Genomic DNA, 17341 nt, shown 5'->3' on the forward strand with positions numbered 1-17341 from the left:
AAAAGATGAGAAATGTAAGAGTTGCAGCCATTCAGATGCAATGCGCCAAGGATGTGGCAACAAATATTCAAACCGCAGAGCGTTTAGTACGTCAGGCTGCAGAACAAGGCGCACAAATTATTCTCTTGCCCGAGTTGTTTGAACGTCCCTATTTCTGTCAGGAACGTCAGTATGACTACTACCAGCATGCCCAGTCGGTGACAGACAATACAGCTATTCAGCATTTTAAAACCATTGCCAAGGAGCTAAAGGTCGTTTTACCAATCAGTTTCTATGAAAAAGATGGTAATGTCTTGTATAACTCTATTGCCGTCATTGATGCAGATGGTGAGGTGCTGGGTGTTTATCGAAAGACCCACATACCAGATGACCATTATTATCAAGAAAAATTTTATTTCACACCTGGCAACACAGGTTTCAAGGTCTGGGATACTCTCTATGCCAAGATCGGGATCGGTATCTGTTGGGATCAATGGTTCCCTGAAACAGCCCGCTGTCTTGCGTTAAATGGTGCTGAATTGCTCTTTTATCCTACAGCCATTGGTTCAGAGCCAATTTTAGATACGGATAGTTGTGGTCATTGGCAACGTACCATGCAAGGACACGCAGCAGCAAATATTGTTCCAGTCATCTCAGCCAATCGTTATGGATTGGAAGAGGTCACGCCTAGTGAGGAAAATGGCGGACAGAGTTCCAGTCTTGACTTCTACGGTTCCTCCTTTATGACGGATGAAACAGGAGCTATTCTAGAACGAGCTGAAAGACAAGAAGAAGCTGTTCTGTTAGCTACTTATGACCTAGACAAGGGAGCAAGTGAACGCCTAAACTGGGGCTTGTTTCGAGATAGAAGACCAGAAATGTATCAACGAATTACGGACTAGTAGGGGAGAAATGAGAGGTTCATTCTGCTAGACTAACTTCTTATTAGCAACTATAAGATACTATGGTATCTAGTAAATCGATTTTTATGATTCACTATTCTTTTATCTTGATTAGTCCGTATTTTATACTAGACTTCCTGCAAAACTAGAATCCTAGTTCATGATTGATAATACCAACAATCAAATTCATTCGTAATCTGAAGCGTTTACGATGATTTCGATAGGTTGTTGAAAACATTTTAAACGTTTTTACTTTGGCAAAGATGTTCTCAACCTTGCTTCTCTCCTTAGATAGCGCATGGTTACAGGCTTTCTCTTCAGCTGTTAGCGGCTTGAGTTTGCTGGATTTACGTGGAGTTTGTGCTTGAGGATATAGCTTCATGATTCCTTGATAACCACTGTCAGACAAGATTTTACCAGCTTGTCCGATATTTCTGCGACTCATTTTGAACAACTTCATATCATGACAATAGTTCACAGTGATCTCCAAAGAAACAATTCTCCCTTGACTTGTGACAATCGCTTGAGCCTTCATAGCGTGGCATTTCTTTTTACCAGAATCATTCGCTAATTGTTTTTTAGGGCGATGGATTTTTACTTCCGTCGCATCAATCATTACCGTGTCCTCAGAACTGAGAGGAGTTCTTGAAATCGTAAAACCACTTTGAACAAGAGTTACTTCAACCCATTGACTCCGATGGGTTAAGTTGCTTTCGTGAATACCAAAATCAGCCGCAATTTCTTCATAAGTTCGATATTCTCGCACATATTGAAGTCGCCATAAGAAGGTCTTCTAAGCTTAGTTTAGGTTTTCGTCCCCCTTTTGCGTGTTTACCTTGATAAGCTGTTTTCAATACAGCTCACATCTCTTCAAAAGTCGTGCGCTGAACAGCAACAAGGAGCTTAAATCGTGTATCAGTTAGTTGTTTACTTGCTTCATAATTTTATTGTATCATATTTTTGTTTCACAGGAAGTCTATTATATTTAAGGATATTTGAAAGCTGTATTTTAGAAAAACAATTATGGAGTTTTGATATTTTCTTAGTTTCAAACAAGCATGTTATAATAAAGCTATGGCATATAGTACAGATTTTAAACATCGAGAATTAGATTACATCAAAGAGGGGCACAGCCATGTCGAGGCAGCCAAGGTTTTTGATGTTGGCGTCAGAACTCTCTTCATGTGGGAAAAGAAAGACGTGAACAAGGACACTCATACTAAACTAAAATAAAAAAGCATTATATAGTAGTAATATGAAATCAACTAAAGAAGAAATCCAAGCTATCAAAACACTTTTAAAAGACTCTAGTACAGCTAAATATCATAAACGCCTTCAAATCGTTCTATTTCGTCTGATGGGTAAATCTTATAAAGAGATTATAGAGCTTTTAGGCTGTAATCAAACAACGATTTGGCCAACTGTAAAAAAATATGAGGAGTTCGGACGCGATTCTCTCCTTCAAGAAACACGTGGTTGTCGTAACCATGCATATATGACAATTGAGGAAGAGAAAGCCTTTCTTGCCCGTCATTTGAAGGCTGCAGAGGCAGGAGAATTTGTTACAATTGATGCCTTATTTCAGGCTTATACAAAGGAGTTAGATCCTTCCTACACACGTGATGCCTTCTATCAACTCTTGAAGCGCCATGGTTGGCGAAATATTAGGCCACGTCCAGAACATCCCAAGAAAGCAGACTCTCAAACCATTGTCGCGTCTAAAAATAAAATCTCAATTCAAGAAGACAAGAAAGCGCTTTAAAACCAGTAGGCATTTTCGTAAGGTTCGCTTGATGTACCAAGATGAGTCTGGTTTCGGTAGAATCAGTAAACTGGGATCTTGTTGGGCTTCAATGGGAGTAGGTCCACATGTCCATAGTCACCATATACGAGAATTTCGCTATTGTTATGGAGCTGTTGATGCCCATATTGGAAGATATCATGAATCAACTTCAAGATGTTATACAAGGACTGGAGAAGGAGGTGATAAAGTCCATCGTTAATCGGAGATGGAATAGAATGCTTTTTGAAAGCAGATGAGTATTAGATTATGAAGCAGAGCTGGAAGACGCTGAGATTTTAGGAAAGTTTTGGAATAAGGAAGGTTACTATATTATAGTTTATAACAATGCTAAAAAAGCCCCTGAACTGTTCAAGGTAGAGTTCTCTGAGTGGAAGCGTATGCATATAGGGGAGACATATTAGACAGCGTTAGGGGGATACACTTACTTTTAAGTATCAAAAAAATAAGCACTTCCGTAATTGGAAATGCTTGTTTTTTGATATGTTTAGACTCTTATACTCAATGAAAATCAAAGAGCAAACTAGGAAACTAGGAAACTAGCCGCAGGTTGTTCAAAGCACTGCTTTGAGGTTGTAGATAAGACTGACGAAGTCAGTTACATATATCTACGGCAAGGCGACGTTGACGTAGTTTGAAGAGATTTTCGAAGAGTATTAGTCTTTATTTTCGTATGGCAAGATCAAGTTCAAGATGATTCCTGTCATGGCTGAAAGAGCAGTACCTGAAAGTGTAACTGGACCAAGTTTAAGGACAGCTCCTCCAAGTCCAAGAACCAACATAGCACTTGCGATGATGAGGTTTCGCATTTGAGCGAAATCAACACGTTCTTTAATCAAGACTTTCAAACCATTGCTGGCGATAACCCCATAGAGAAGGATTGACATACCACCAAGTACAGCGTTTGGAATAGTTGAAATCAAGGCAGTGAATTTACCAAGGAAGCTGAGGGCAATCGCGATGAAGGCAGCGTTACGGATAACTGAGACAGAAGCGATACGAGTCATACCGATAACCCCTGTATTTTCTCCGTAAGTTGTATTGGCTGGTCCACCAAGGAAGGCAGAAACAGAAGTTGCGATACCGTCACCAAGAAGAGTACGGTGAAGACCTGGTTCTTTTAAGAATTGACGGCCACAGATTTGACCCAAAACAGTATGGTCTCCGATATGTTCAGAAATTGTTACGATAGCGATTGGCAAGATAGCGATGGCTTCTGGACCAAAGTAAAGATTGTATTCTTTAAAGGCACCACCTGTGTTAAATGGCAAGTAGAAACCAGGAATTTCAAACCAGTTAGCTTTAAGAACTGGTGTAAAGTCAACCAAGCCAAGAGTTAGTGCGAAGAGGTAACCACCGATAATGGCAAAGAGAAATGGAATGATTCGTAGGAATCCTTTTCCCTTTGTATTGATAAAGGCAGCAATCAAGAAAGTAACAACTGCTACAAGAGCATTTTTCCAGTTTCCATCAGCTACAAGACCAGCGTTGGTAACAGCTGAACCTGCAAGTCCAAGACCGATAACGATAATCATAGGTCCGATGATGATTGGTGGCAAGAGTCTATCAATCCATTTTGTTCCTACAAATCGGATGCTGGTAGCAACAAGGACATAGACCAAACCAGTCAAGATAACTCCAGTTTGAGCAGCAGATATATCTCCTCCCATTTCCTTCATAGCTAGTGACATAGCTGTGATAAAGGCGAATGAAGAACCTAGATAAACTGGAACTTTAAAACCAGTAGCAATCATGTAGATGAGTGTTCCAACACCTGAAGCAAAAAGGGCAACAGATACAGGCATTCCCAAAATCAAGGGTACCAAGATGGTCGCACCAAACATGGCGAAAACGTGTTGGAAGCTAAGGAGAATTCCTTTTCCAGCCGAAGGACGTTGGTCAACGTCTAGTAACAAATCAACAGTTGATTCTTGTTTCATATAAACCTCACTTTTGGGCATCAAAAAAGAGCCCATTATTTTACAGCAATAGGCCCTCAGAGTAAGACTTCTCTAAAATCTAAACTTTAAAGAGTTTCAAGTATTTCTGTGTCTTCGTCACCTCACGGGATGACATTAAAAACCTTTGCTTAGGATAGTATAGCAGAAAAAAATGATTTTGTAAATCATTTTTTCCCGAGCCTAAAAATAAGAGAGCGAGGTTGATTTTGTAAATCATTTTTTCCCGAGCCTAAAAATAAAAGAGCGAGGTTGATTTTGTAAATATTTTTTTACTAAAAAGATTAAAGTGGGCGTTTATTTGGCATACCAGCCTTACGTGGATATTTATTTGGCGTTTCTTTTTCTTTTCTACAACTGTCATATAACGCGGATCTCCATTTGGTAGGGCGTAGCTGAGATTGTCTTCGACTTTACTGAAGAGGAGGTTGAGGGCATTCTTAGCTTCTAATAATTCCTCAGGGGCATTGCTGGCCTTGAGTGCCAATAGTTTTCCGCCAACTTTAAGGTAAGGAATTGTCAATTCAGATAAAACCTGCATGCGGGCAACCGCACGAGCTGTTACAAAATCATATTGAGCACGGAAGTTCTTGTCTTGGGCAAAATCTTCGGCACGTCCGTGGTAGAAATGAACTCCGTTCAAATCCAATTCTTGAGCCAAAAGTTGCAGGAAGTTGATACGTTTATTGAGCGAATCAATGATGGTCACATCTAACTGAGGATAGAGGATTTTCATCGGCAGACTAGGAAATCCTGCCCCAGCTCCAATATCAAGCAATTTGATAGTTTCATTGGGAATCAAGCCTTGAAGAATGGGTGCAATCGAATCGTAAAAATGTTTGAGATAAACTTCTTCCTTGTCCGTAATAGCTGTTAAATTAATCTTTTCATTCCACTCAACCAAGAGTTCAAAATAACGATCAAATTGTTTTTTTTGCTGGTCCGAAAGTGGAAGATTTTGCTCGGCAAGCAAGTTGTAAAATGTTTCTGGTTTCATAGTTATTTCCTTCTTTAGTATCATCTTATTTTACCACAATCATTAAAAATTTGATATACTGGTACTAATCTAAAAGCAGAAAGGACTTATATCATGACTTGGATTATTCTTGGAGTTTTAGCTCTTATTGTTATTTTTGTGATTGTTAGCTATAACGGTTTGGTTAAAAATCGTATGCAAACAAAGGAGGCTTGGAGCCAGATTGATGTTCAGTTGAAACGTCGAAATGACCTCTTGCCAAACTTGATTGAAACTGTAAAAGGTTATGCTAAATATGAAGGTTCTACCCTTGAAAAGGTAGCAGAACTACGTAACCAAGTGGCAGCAGCGACTTCACCAGCAGAAGCTATGAAAGCTAGTGATGCCCTCACTCGTCAGGTTTCAGGTATTTTTGCAGTTGCAGAAAGCTATCCAGATTTGAAAGCTAGTGCCAACTTTGTTAAATTGCAAGAGGAGTTGACAAACACAGAAAATAAAATTTCTTACTCTCGTCAACTTTATAACAGTGTTGTCAGCAACTACAATGTAAAATTAGAAACTTTCCCAAGCAATATTATCGCTGGAATGTTTGGATTTAAAGAAGCAGATTTCCTTCAAACACCAGAAGAGGAAAAGGTAGTTCCTAAAGTTGATTTTAGCGGTTTAGGTGACTAAGATGTTGTTTGATCAAATTGCAAGCAATAAACGAAAAACGTGGATTTTGTTGCTGGTATTTTTCCTACTCTTAGCTCTTGTTGGTTATGCGGTTGGTTACCTCTTTATGCGGTCTGGGATTGGTGGTTTGGTTATCGCACTGATTATCGGCTTTATCTATGCCTTGTCCATGATTTTTCAATCAACAGAGATTGTCATGTCCATGAACGGGGCGCGTGAGATTGATGAACAAACGGCACCAGATTTCTACCACGTAGTGGAAGATATGGCTATGGTCGCTCAGATTCCTATGCCCCGTGTTTTCATCATTGATGATCCAGCCTTAAATGCCTTTGCGACAGGTTCTAACCCTCAAAATGCGGCGGTTGCTGCGACTTCAGGTCTACTAGCTATCATGAATCGTGAAGAACTAGAAGCTGTTATGGGACATGAAGTCAGTCATATTCGTAATTATGATATCCGTATTTCGACTATTGCAGTTGCCCTTGCTAGTGCTATCACCATGCTTTCTGGTATGGCAGGTCGTATGATGTGGTGGGGTGGAGCAGGTCGCAGACGAAGTGATGATGACCGAGATGGAAATGGTCTTGAAATCATTATGCTAGTGGTTTCCCTACTAGCTATTGTACTGGCACCTCTCGCTGCAACCTTGGTTCAGCTCGCTATTTCTCGTCAGAGGGAATTTCTGGCAGATGCATCTAGTGTCGAGCTGACTCGCAATCCCCAGGGAATGATTAATGCCCTAGATAAGTTGGACAATAGCAAACCTATGAGTCGCCACGTCGATGATGCTAGCAGTGCACTTTATATCAATGATCCTAAGAAAGGGGGAGGGTTCAAAAAACTCTTTTATACCCACCCACCTATCTCAGAACGGATTGAACGTTTAAAACATATGTAAAATGAAGGCTGGAAAAAGTCTTTAAAATCTGAAAAACGCATAATATCAGGTGTGAAAACTTGATATTATGCGTTTTATTATGGGAAGATTTACTTCTTTTTCTCCTAAAATTGTGTTTTTGCCCCACATATTTGCGATGTTGAAAATTTATAAATCTTGAAAATTAACTAGCTCCAAACCGTGTTCTGTTAAGCGATAGATGATTGAACAGATCTCTTTTAAGAAACAACGGTCATGCGAAACAGTGATGAGACCACCAGGATAAGTGGCAAAGAGTTTTCTAATTTCGGGTTGAGAAGTTGGAGAAAAGTTTCGTGTGGGTTCATCCAGCAGGAGAAAGTTTGGTTTGCGCAGGACTAAATCCAAAAGCAGGAGTTTTCCCTGTTGTCCGCCAGATAAGGAGCGAATTTGATGCTGCATTTCTGGATAACTGAAATTGAGACTAGCTAGGTGAGATTGGATTTTCTGTAGTTCCTCTTTTTCCCCAGTTTTACTGAGATAGGCTATTGGGGATAAATCCAATTGCAGTTTTTTGTGGTAATCTTGTGGCATAAAACCAAGTGAAATCTCTCTTTTATCATTCAGAAGTCTCTGTAACTTGGCTAACAGAGTTGATTTCCCAACACCATTTGGCCCGATAATACCGATTTTTTCTTGGCCACGGACAGTTAGTTGTAGTTTTTGAACCAAAACTCGGTCGTCAATGGACAAATTTTCTTTTTCCAGTTGGACTAAGACTTTAGAAGCTGGTAATGGTTGGATGTCTGAAAAGAAAAGTTGGATTTGTTCCTCTTCAAGTGGCTTTTGAGTCATGGACTGAGCTGCCTTTTCGTAGCGTTTTTCTTGTGAGAGGACAGTTTTCATCTTTTTAGCCAATAGGCGACCTAAGCAGTACTGTCTTTGGTAGCTCGAAGAGCAGTTTCTACATTTTGTTTAACTCGTTGATGTTTTTCCATGGTTTTATCGTAGGCTCTTTGATCGTTGGCTGCTTGCTGGGTTTGTCTGGCAAAATTAGCCTTTCTCTGCTCACTATAACTATCATAGTCTAAATGCTCTACTAGTGTTTCTGCTTCTTTACGGTGCTTGACCAGTCGCAAGTGAACAATAGTGTCTGCCGTTTCAGAAAGAAAGTCCTCATCATGGGAAATGAAAATAACGGTTTGCCGAATCTTACGCATTTGACCTTTTAGCCAATCAACCGTCTCAAGATCCAAGTCATTTGAAGGTTCATCTAAAAATAGAATCTCAAAAGGTTTGGCTAACTCATGGATGAGCTGAATTTTCAAAGCTTCACCCCCTGATAGACTACCAATCTCTTGGTCGCTTGCGAAACGATTGCTATCAAAATGCAATTCCTCAGCTAAACGATAGAGGACACTGTAATCTAAATCAATAGTATCTAAAAAGAAGTAGTCGTGTAGAGTTCTATTTTTCAGGTCCTCAGGAAGTTTTTGAGGAATGTAGGCTGTTGATTGATAATCAGATTGAATGTCTCCCCCGATAGTGAAATCAGGCAAAGTTTCCCCCATTAAAATTTTAAGTAAGGTGGATTTGCCATTTCCTTCTTCACCAATAATAGCGACCTTTTCCCTGTCTTGGATGGTCATGCTGAGGTCAGAGACAAGGTCTCGTAAATCTTTGTTTTGTGTGATGGTCAGGTGATTGATTTTTATCATATGATTGCCCTTTCTAGAATGTTGATACTACATAACAAAAAGCTCTACTTTACCTAGTAGAGCCCAAAGTCTATGTCAAAAAAACTCTATTAATACTCTTCGAAAATCTCTTCAAACCACGTCAGCGTCGCCTTACCGTATATATGTGACTGACTTCGTCAGTCTTATCTACAACCTCAAAACAGTGTTTTGAGCAACCTACGGCTAGCTTCCTAGTTTGCTCTTTGATTTTCATTGAGTATAAAATGCCAGAAAAAGAGCATAAAAGAGTACACAAAAAGAGACAAAAACAAGATCTACTAAATAAAGGTTTTTTATTTGATAGGCTTAGTTGTTCATGTCTCCCTTACCTCCGAGTATTGGTATTTATACTATACTTTTAAGGAAATTTTGTCAACAGAAAACTGGAAATTCCAAGCTCTAAAATACGAGTGATAAGCATTAGTACCGAGTTCTTTGTCTTCCATAGGGGCATCCTCCTTGCTCTGATGTAGTATAGCACTAAAAAACAAAATATCATAGTGGACATATTAAAAACTTGAATGTTAATTACAAAGTTTGGTGGGTTGATTTGTAGGCTTTTCATGGTATAATCAAGAGAGTAAATCTTTATGGAGGAAGTATGAAATTAAATATTCAAGAGATACGCAAGCAGTCTGAAGGCTTGCATTTTGAACAAACGTTAGACCTAGTCGCAGACCTGCGTGCACGTAATCAAGAAATTTTAGATGTAAAAAATATCCTTGCAGTTGGGAAAGTACAGTACGAAAACCGTATGTATTTCTTAGATTATCAACTATCTTATACCATTGTTCTTGCTTCAAGTCGTAGTATGGAGCCAGTTGAGTTAGTTGAATCTTATCCAGTAACGGAAGTTTTCATGGAAGGTGCAACTAACCAACTAGATCAGGAAGTTTTAGACGATGACTTGGTCCTGCCTATCGAAAATGGAGAACTTGACCTTGCTGAGAGCGTGTCAGACAATATCCTACTAAACATTCCTATCAAGGTCTTGACGGCTGAAGAAGAAGCTGGCCAAGGATTTGTTTCAGGAAATGACTGGCAAATCATGACAGAAGAAGAATACCAAGCTCAACAAGCAGTTAAGAAAGAAGAAAACAGTCCTTTTGCTGGTTTACAAGGACTATTTGATGGAGACGAATAATGGTTTTGTCAAAAAAACGAGCACGAAAGGTGCTAGAAGAAATCATTGCTCTTTTTCCAGATGCCAAGCCCAGTCTTGATTTCACTAATCATTTTGAACTCTTGGTTGCGGTCATGTTGTCAGCCCAGACGACGGATGCAGCGGTAAATAAGGCTACGCCAGGCCTCTTTGCTGCCTTTCCAACGCCACAAGCCATGTCTGTTGCAACAGAGAGTGAGATTGCTTCACACATTTCTCGACTGGGACTGTATCGAAATAAGGCTAAATTCCTTAAAAAATGTGCCCAACAGTTACTAGACGATTTTGATGGTCAAGTCCCTCAAACACGTGAGGAATTGGAGAGTTTGGCAGGTGTTGGTCGCAAGACAGCCAATGTTGTTATGAGTGTAGGATTTGGGATTCCAGCCTTTGCAGTGGATACTCATGTGGAGCGTATTTGCAAACACCACGATATCGTCAAAAAATCAGCGACACCACTTGAGGTGGAAAAGCGGGTCATGGATATCTTGCCGCCTGAGCAGTGGTTAGCAGCTCATCAGGCCATGATTTATTTTGGAAGAGCCATTTGTCATCCTAAAAATCCAGAGTGTGACCAGTACCCACAGTTATATGATTTTAGCAATTTGTAAGATGGAAAATCGAAAGTTTTTGCTTGATTTTAAGCTTACTTTGTGCTATAGTAATTGATAACTAAATATTCCTTTAAACTTGTCCCGTGAGGCAGGCAAGGAGCGCGATAAAGTAGAAGGGTGAAGTCTATACTGTGTGCAGTAGGGCTTGCTTAGCTATACATTTCAAGTCTCCTTGTTTAAGGAGACTTTTCTTTTTGGAGGTTTGTCATGAAGACAAAAGAAGTTGTAGACGAATTGACCGTCAAACGAGCGATTACGCGTATTACTTATGAGATTATTGAACGCAACAAAGATTTGAATAAAATCGTCTTGGCTGGTATTAAAACTCGCGGTGTCTTTATCGCCCATCGTATCCAAGAACGTTTGGAGCAACTAGAAAACCTTTCAGTTCCTATTGGAATTGGATACTAAACCCTTCCGTGATGATGTTAAAAGTGGAGAAGATACTTCTTTGGTTTCTGTCGATGTGACAGACCGCGAAGTTATCTTGGTGGACGATGTGCTTTATACAGGTCGTACCATCCGTGCTGCTATTGATAATATTGTAGGTCATGGTCGTCCTGCGCGCGTAAGTTTAGCAGTTCTAGTCGATCGTGGACATAGAGAATTGCCAATCCGTCCAGATTACGTTGGGAAGAATATCCCAACCAGTCGTTCTGAAGAAATCATCGTAGAGATGGCAGAACTTGATGGCCAAGACAGAGTTCTGATTACTGAAGAAGCTTAGAAAGCTAAAGGAGTGGCCATGTCAGAAAATCAACAAGCATTGAACCATGTGGTGTCCATGGAAGACCTCACTGTCGATCAAGTCATGAAATTGATCAAACGAGGGATTGAGTTTAAAAACGGAGCTCAGCTTCCTTATGAAAACCACCCGATTGTTTCCAATCTTTTCTTTGAGGATTCTACACGGACGCATAAGTCCTTTGAAGTGGCAGAGATTAAACTGGGGCTGGAACGACTTGACTTTGATGTGAAGACTAGTTCAGTCAATAAGGGTGAGACACTTTATGATACCATTTTGACTCTGTCTGCTTTAGGAGTGGATGTCTGTGTGATTCGCCACCCTGAGGTTGACTACTACAGAGTTAATTGCTAGTCCCACGATTACGACTTCCATCATCAATGGTGGAGATGGTTCGGGACAACATCCTAGCCAGAGCTTGCTTGATTTGATGACTATTTATGAGGAATTTGGCCACTTTGAGGGTCTCAAGGTTGCGATTGCAGGTGACTTGGACCATTCACGCGTTGCCAAATCCAATATGCAGATTTTGAAACGCTTGGGAGCTGAACTTTATTTTGCTGGACCTGAGGAATGGAGAAGTCAAGAGTTTGCAGACTATGGACAGTTTGTAACCATTGATGAAATCATTGATCAGGTGGATGTCATGATGTTTCTCCGTGTGCAACATGAACGCCATGATAGCGGAGCAGTCTTTTCAAAAGAAGACTACCATGCCCAACATGGCTTGACTCAAGAACGTTATGACCGTTTGAAAGAAACAGCAATCCTCATGCACCCAGCTCCAGTCAACCGTGATGTAGAAATCGCAGACCACTTGGTTGAAGCACCAAAATCACGGATTGTCCAACAAATGACCAATGGTGTCTTTGTTCGAATGGCAATCTTAGAATCCGTACTGGCGAGTAGAAACGCCAACTAAAACACAAGACGTTAAAAGACGCCAGTGAGCGTCCACGAGAGGTGAAAATATGACAAAAAGACTTCTAGTATTAGAAGATGGTACAGTTTTTGAAGGCAAGGCCTTCGGAGCAGATATTGATGTAACTGGTGAAATTGTCTTTAATACAGGCATGACCGGCTACCAAGAATCCATTACAGACCAGTCTTATAATGGACAAATCTTGACCTTTACTTATCCTTTAGTGGGAAATTATGGAATTAACCGTGATGATTACGAATCCATTATTCCAACTTGTAAGGGAGTTGTTGTTTTCGAAGAAGCACGTAGAGCTAGTAACTGGCGCAACCAAATGACCTTGGATGAATTTTTGAAAGCCAAGAAAATTCCGGGTATTTCAGGGATTGATACACGTGCTCTTACCAAGATTATCCGTAAGCATGGTACGATGCGTGCAACCTTGACCCATGTTGGGGACAGTATGGACCATGTGACGGACCAGCTCCAAGCAACAGTCTTGCCGACAGACAATATCAAGCAGGTTTCTACTAAAACTTCGTATCCAGCTCCAGGAGTTGGTTTGAGCGTAGTGCTAGTGGACTTTGGTCTCAAGCACTCAATCTTACGTGAACTCTCTAAGCGCAACTGTAACGTGACAGTCGTTCCTTATTCAACAACGGCTGAAGAAATTCTCCATCTCAACCCTGACGGAGTTATGTTGTCAAATGGACCGGGAAATCCAGAAGATGTTCCCCAAGCACTGGATATGATTCGTGGTGTACAAGGAAAAATTCCAATTTTTGGTATTTGTATGGGGCATCAACTCTTTGCAATGGCAAACGGGGCTAAGACTTACAAGATGAAATTTGGACACCGTGGATTCAACCATGCGGTACGCGAAATTGCTACAGGACGTGTGGATTTTACAAGTCAAAACCATGGTTATGCAGTTAGCCGTGAGGATTTGCCAGAGCATTTGATTATCACCCATGAAGAAATCAATGACAAGTCAGTTGAAGGTGTGCGTCACAGATACCAACCTGCTTTCTCTGTTCAATACCATCCAGATGCAGCCCCTGGTCCACACGACGCTAGCTACCTATTTGACGAGTTTATCGAGATGATGGAAGCTTTTAAACAATCAAACTAAGAATGAGTAAAAGCTCGTCGGAGAATTTATGTAACTGAACACGGACGGAAAGCTCGGAATTTAGAGAAACCAACTTGGATTGTCAATCCTTCCTTGGTTTCCTAAAATTCAATCGCTTTCTATTCGTCCTTTGTATCTTATTTAATGGAAATCTGAGAGTTGCCGAATAGAAAGGCAGGTCGTTTCTTTTAGTCGCTATCAGGCGAACTAAAAACTCCCTGCACTAGATTTTTTACCGAAAAATATCGTTTCGCTAAAAAATCGTCGGAGAATTTATTTAATGTCGCTCAGTGAGGCGACGAATAGAAAGGAGAAGATACATTGTTCGCGAAAGTGAACATACCCTAAGAACTGTGTGAAAAAGATAAACATCGTCTTGACGCTGAAGGCGTCTGTACCGAGTTTCCTATTTTCACTGTGTTCTTTACGGGCTTTGTATCATAAACTATGCCTAAACGTACTGATATTCAAAAAATTATGGTGATTGGTTCTGGTCCGATTATTATTGGTCAGGCTGCTGAGTTTGACTACGCTGGGACCCAGGCTTGCTTGTCTTTGAAAGAGGAAGGTTATGAGGTGGTTTTGGTTAATTCAAACCCTGCAACCATCATGACGGACAAGGAGATTGCGGACAAGGTTTATATTGAACCGATTACACTTGAGTTTGTGACACGTATTCTTCGTAAGGAGCGTCCAGATGCCTTGCTACCAACACTCGGTGGTCAAACAGGGCTTAATATGGCCATGGAATTGTCTAAAAATGGTATCCTAGATGAGCTTGGTGTTGAACTTCTGGGTACTAAACTATCTGCCATTGATCAAGCGGAGGACCGTGACCTCTTTAAACAATTGATGGAAGAGCTCAACCAACCAATTCCAGAATCTGAAATTGTCAACACAGTCGAAGAAGCTGTTGCCTTTGCAGCGACAATTGGTTACCCAGTTATCGTTCGTCCAGCCTTTACCCTTGGTGGTACTGGTGGTGGTATGTGTGCCAACGAGGAAGAATTGCGTGAAATCGCTGAAAATGGTTTGAAATTATCACCTGTGACCCAATGTTTGATTGAGCGTTCGATTGCAGGTTTCAAGGAAATCGAATACGAAGTGATGCGTGACTCAGCTGACAATGCTTTGGTTGTTTGTAACATGGAAAACTTTGACCCAGTCGGAATTCACACAGGAGATTCCATTGTATTTGCTCCTGCGCAAACCATGGCAGACTATGAAAACCAAATGCTACGTGACGCGAGCTTGAGCATCATTCGTGCCCTTAAGATTGAAGGGGGATGTAACGTTCAGCTGGCCCTTGATCCACACAGTTTCAAGTATTATGTCATCGAAGTAAACCCTCGTGTGTCGCGTTCTTCAGCCCTAGCATCTAAGGCGACAGGGTATCCGATTGCAAAATTGGCTGCTAAGATTGCAGTAGGTTTGACCTTGGATGAGGTCATCAACCCAGTTACAGGTTCAACCTATGCCATGTTTGAACCAGCCCTTGACTACGTGGTTGCCAAGATTCCTCGTTTCCCATTTGACAAGTTTGAAAAGGGTGAACGCCGTCTCGGTACACAAATGAAGGCGACTGGAGAAGTCATGGCAATCGGTCGTAATATCGAGGAATCTCTTCTCAAGGCCTGCCGCTCCCTTGAAATTGGGGTGCACCACAATGAAATACCTGAACTTGCAGCAGTTTCTGATGATGCCTTGATTGAAAAGGTTGTCAAAGCCCAAGATGACCGTCTCTTCTACGTATCAGAAGCAATTCGTCGTGGCTACACACCTGAAGAAATTGCAGAGCTTACAAAAATCGATATTTTTTATCTGGATAAACTCCTACATATCTTTGAAATTGAGCAGGAATTGGGTGCTCATCCACAAGATCTAGAAGTCTTGAAAACAGCTAAACTTAATGGCTTCTCAGACCGTAAGATTGCGGAACTTTGGAAAACAACTGCTGATCAACTTCGTCAACTTCGCTTGGAAAACAAGATTGTTCCAGTTTATAAGATGGTCGATACCTGTGCTGCGGAGTTTGATTCTGAAACACCATATTTCTATTCAACCTATGGATGGGAAAATGAGTCTATCAGATCTGATAAAGAATCTGTACTTGTCCTAGGTTCAGGTCCAATCCGTATCGGTCAAGGGTCGAATTTGACTATGCAACGGTTCACTCAGTTAAGGCTATCCAGGCAGCTGGTTATGAAGCTATCATCATGAACTCAAATCCAGAGACTGTTTCAACAGACTTCTCGGTATCAGACAAGCTTTACTTTGAGCCATTGACATTCGAAGATGTTATGAATGTCATCGACTTGGAGCAACCAAAAGGGGTTATCGTTCAGTTCGGTGGTCAAACAGCTATCAACCTTGCGGAGCCATTGGCAAAAGCAGGTGTGACCATCCTTGGTACACAGGTCGCTGACCTAGACCGTGCTGAAGACCGTGACCTCTTCGAGCAAGCTCTCAAAGAATTGGACATTCCACAGCCACCAGGACAAACGGCTACCAATGAAGAAGAAGCAGTTCTTGCAGCACGTAAGATTGGTTTCCCAGTCCTTGTTCGCCCATCTTATGTACTTGGTGGACGCGCCATGGAAATCGTAGAAAATGAAGAAGATCTTCGTTCTTACATGCGTACAGCGGTTAAGGCTAGTCCAGACCACCCAGTTCTTGTCGATTCTTATATCGTTGGTCAGGAGTGCGAAGTTGATGCCATCTCAGATGGTGAAAATGTCCTTATCCCAGGTATCATGGAGCATATCGAACGTGCTGGTGTCCACTCAGGTGACTCAATGGCTGTTTACCCTCCGCAAACCTTGTCTCAAAAGGTGCAGGAAACCATCGCAGACTACACCAAACGCCTAGCAATCGGCCTCAACTGTCTTGGAATGATGAACATTCAGTTTGTTATCAAGGATGAAAAAGTCTACGTTATTGAGGTCAATCCACGTGCCAGCCGTACCGTTCCATTCCTTTCTAAGGTAACTAATATTCCTATGGCTCAAGTAGCGACCAAGCTCATTCTTGGTCAAAACCTTGAAGAACTTGGCTACCAAGATGGACTTTACCCTGAAAGCACTCGCGTTCATATCAAGGCACCTGTCTTCTCCTTTACCAAACTAGCTAAGGTAGACAGCTTACTTGGTCCTGAAATGAAGTCAACAGGGGAAGTTATGGGTTCTGATACTACTTTGGAAAAAGCTCTCTATAAAGCTTTTGAAGCTTCTTACCTCCACTTGCCAACCTTTGGAAATGTTGTATTTACCATCGCTGATGATGCCAAAGAAGAAGCCTTGGACTTGGCTCGTCGTTTTCAAAATATTGGCTATGGAATCCTCGCGACAGAAGGGACAGCAGCCTTCTTTGCCAGTCATGGATTACATGCTCAGCCTGTTGGTAAGATTGGTGATGACGATAAGGATATTCCAAACTTTGTTCGTAAAGGAAGAATTCAAGCTATCATTAACACAGTTGGAACAAAACGAACTGCTGACGAAGATGGTGAGCAAATCCGCCGTTCAGCCATTGAACACGGGGTGCCCCTCTTCACAGCGCTAGATACAGCTAATGCCATGCTTAAGGTACTTGAAAGTCGTAGCTTTGTTACAGAAGCGATTTAAATAGAAAAATAAGATATAGCAGACTGAATTTAGAACAGTACACAGGAATACTAAAATATTTCTAGAAATTAATTTGAATTTTCTAATTGATTTGTTCGTATCTTATTTCAATCTACTATAGAAAAAAGTCTTTAAAATTATAAAACGCATAATATCAGGTGTTGAAAACCTTGATATTATGCGTTTTATTGTAGGAATATTTACTTCATTTTCTACTAAAATTATGTTTTTGAATAACCTCTATCTTAGTAGTTTGT

Annotated in this window: 7 protein-coding genes and 8 pseudogenes; 11 read left to right on the plus strand and 4 right to left on the minus strand. The window is 40.9% G+C overall.

What is annotated here, in order from left to right:
• Positions 1 to 5: 5 nt before the first annotated feature.
• On the plus strand, positions 6 to 881 hold the full coding sequence (gene aguB, locus QMQ21_RS15160; RefSeq protein WP_023937523.1) for an N-carbamoylputrescine amidase: 876 nt from the start codon (positions 6 to 8) through the stop codon (positions 879 to 881).
• A gap of 145 nt (positions 882 to 1026) precedes the next feature.
• Here the strand turns inward: aguB and QMQ21_RS15165 are convergent.
• Positions 1027 to 1825: pseudogene (locus QMQ21_RS15165) on the minus strand (IS5 family transposase); the annotation flags it as partial.
• Positions 1826 to 1955: 130 nt separating this feature from the next.
• On the opposite strand from QMQ21_RS15165, the pseudogene QMQ21_RS15170 reads away from it, so the two are divergent.
• Positions 1956 to 2095, plus strand: a pseudogene (locus tag QMQ21_RS15170) (IS630 transposase-related protein); the annotation flags it as partial.
• 41 nt (positions 2096 to 2136) lie between these two features.
• Positions 2137 to 2921, plus strand: a pseudogene (locus QMQ21_RS15175) (IS630 family transposase).
• A 417-nt stretch (positions 2922 to 3338) separates the two neighbouring features.
• Here QMQ21_RS15175 and QMQ21_RS15180 read toward each other — a convergent pair.
• Together QMQ21_RS15180 and rsmG are read right to left on the minus strand one after the other, a co-directional pair.
• On the minus strand, positions 3339 to 4622 hold the full coding sequence (locus QMQ21_RS15180) for a uracil-xanthine permease family protein (protein WP_031233631.1): 1284 nt from the start codon (positions 4620 to 4622) through the stop codon (positions 3339 to 3341).
• A gap of 302 nt (positions 4623 to 4924) precedes the next feature.
• A pseudogene (gene rsmG / locus QMQ21_RS15185) lies at positions 4925 to 5637 on the minus strand (16S rRNA (guanine(527)-N(7))-methyltransferase RsmG).
• A gap of 93 nt (positions 5638 to 5730) precedes the next feature.
• Between rsmG and QMQ21_RS15190 the strand changes: the two are divergent.
• Positions 5731 to 6291: a LemA family protein gene (locus QMQ21_RS15190; RefSeq protein ID WP_023936539.1), complete on the plus strand. Its 561-nt coding sequence runs from the start codon at positions 5731 to 5733 to the stop codon at positions 6289 to 6291.
• Position 6292: 1 nt separating this feature from the next.
• Entirely contained in the window at positions 6293 to 7192 is a 900-nt protein-coding gene (gene htpX, locus QMQ21_RS15195) for a zinc metalloprotease HtpX (protein WP_023934415.1), read from the plus strand.
• A 147-nt stretch (positions 7193 to 7339) separates the two neighbouring features.
• Here htpX and QMQ21_RS15200 read toward each other — a convergent pair.
• Positions 7340 to 8868, minus strand: a pseudogene (locus QMQ21_RS15200) (ATP-binding cassette domain-containing protein).
• A 622-nt stretch (positions 8869 to 9490) separates the two neighbouring features.
• On the opposite strand from QMQ21_RS15200, the gene QMQ21_RS15205 reads away from it, so the two are divergent.
• The 6 genes and pseudogenes from QMQ21_RS15205 (at position 9491) to carB (ending at position 17084) form a co-directional block, all read left to right on the plus strand.
• On the plus strand, positions 9491 to 10033 hold the full coding sequence (locus QMQ21_RS15205) for a YceD family protein (protein WP_023936535.1): 543 nt from the start codon (positions 9491 to 9493) through the stop codon (positions 10031 to 10033).
• On the plus strand, positions 10033 to 10662 hold the full coding sequence (nth, locus tag QMQ21_RS15210; RefSeq protein ID WP_000244443.1) for an endonuclease III: 630 nt from the start codon (positions 10033 to 10035) through the stop codon (positions 10660 to 10662). Before QMQ21_RS15205 ends, nth begins: the two co-directional genes overlap by 1 nt.
• 210 nt (positions 10663 to 10872) lie before the next feature.
• Positions 10873 to 11392 (plus strand): annotated as a pseudogene (gene pyrR / locus QMQ21_RS15215) (bifunctional pyr operon transcriptional regulator/uracil phosphoribosyltransferase PyrR).
• An 18-nt stretch (positions 11393 to 11410) separates the two neighbouring features.
• A pseudogene (locus tag QMQ21_RS15220) lies at positions 11411 to 12332 on the plus strand (aspartate carbamoyltransferase catalytic subunit).
• Between the two features lie 49 nt (positions 12333 to 12381).
• The gene (locus QMQ21_RS15225; RefSeq protein WP_000166853.1) at positions 12382 to 13461 is read left to right on the plus strand and encodes a carbamoyl phosphate synthase small subunit; all 1080 of its coding nucleotides are present in this window, start codon (positions 12382 to 12384) and stop codon (positions 13459 to 13461) included.
• Positions 13462 to 13908: 447 nt separating this feature from the next.
• A pseudogene (gene carB, locus QMQ21_RS15230) lies at positions 13909 to 17084 on the plus strand (carbamoyl-phosphate synthase large subunit).
• Positions 17085 to 17341 lie beyond the last annotated feature (257 nt).

It is taken from the genome of Streptococcus bouchesdurhonensis (assembly GCF_948472335.1).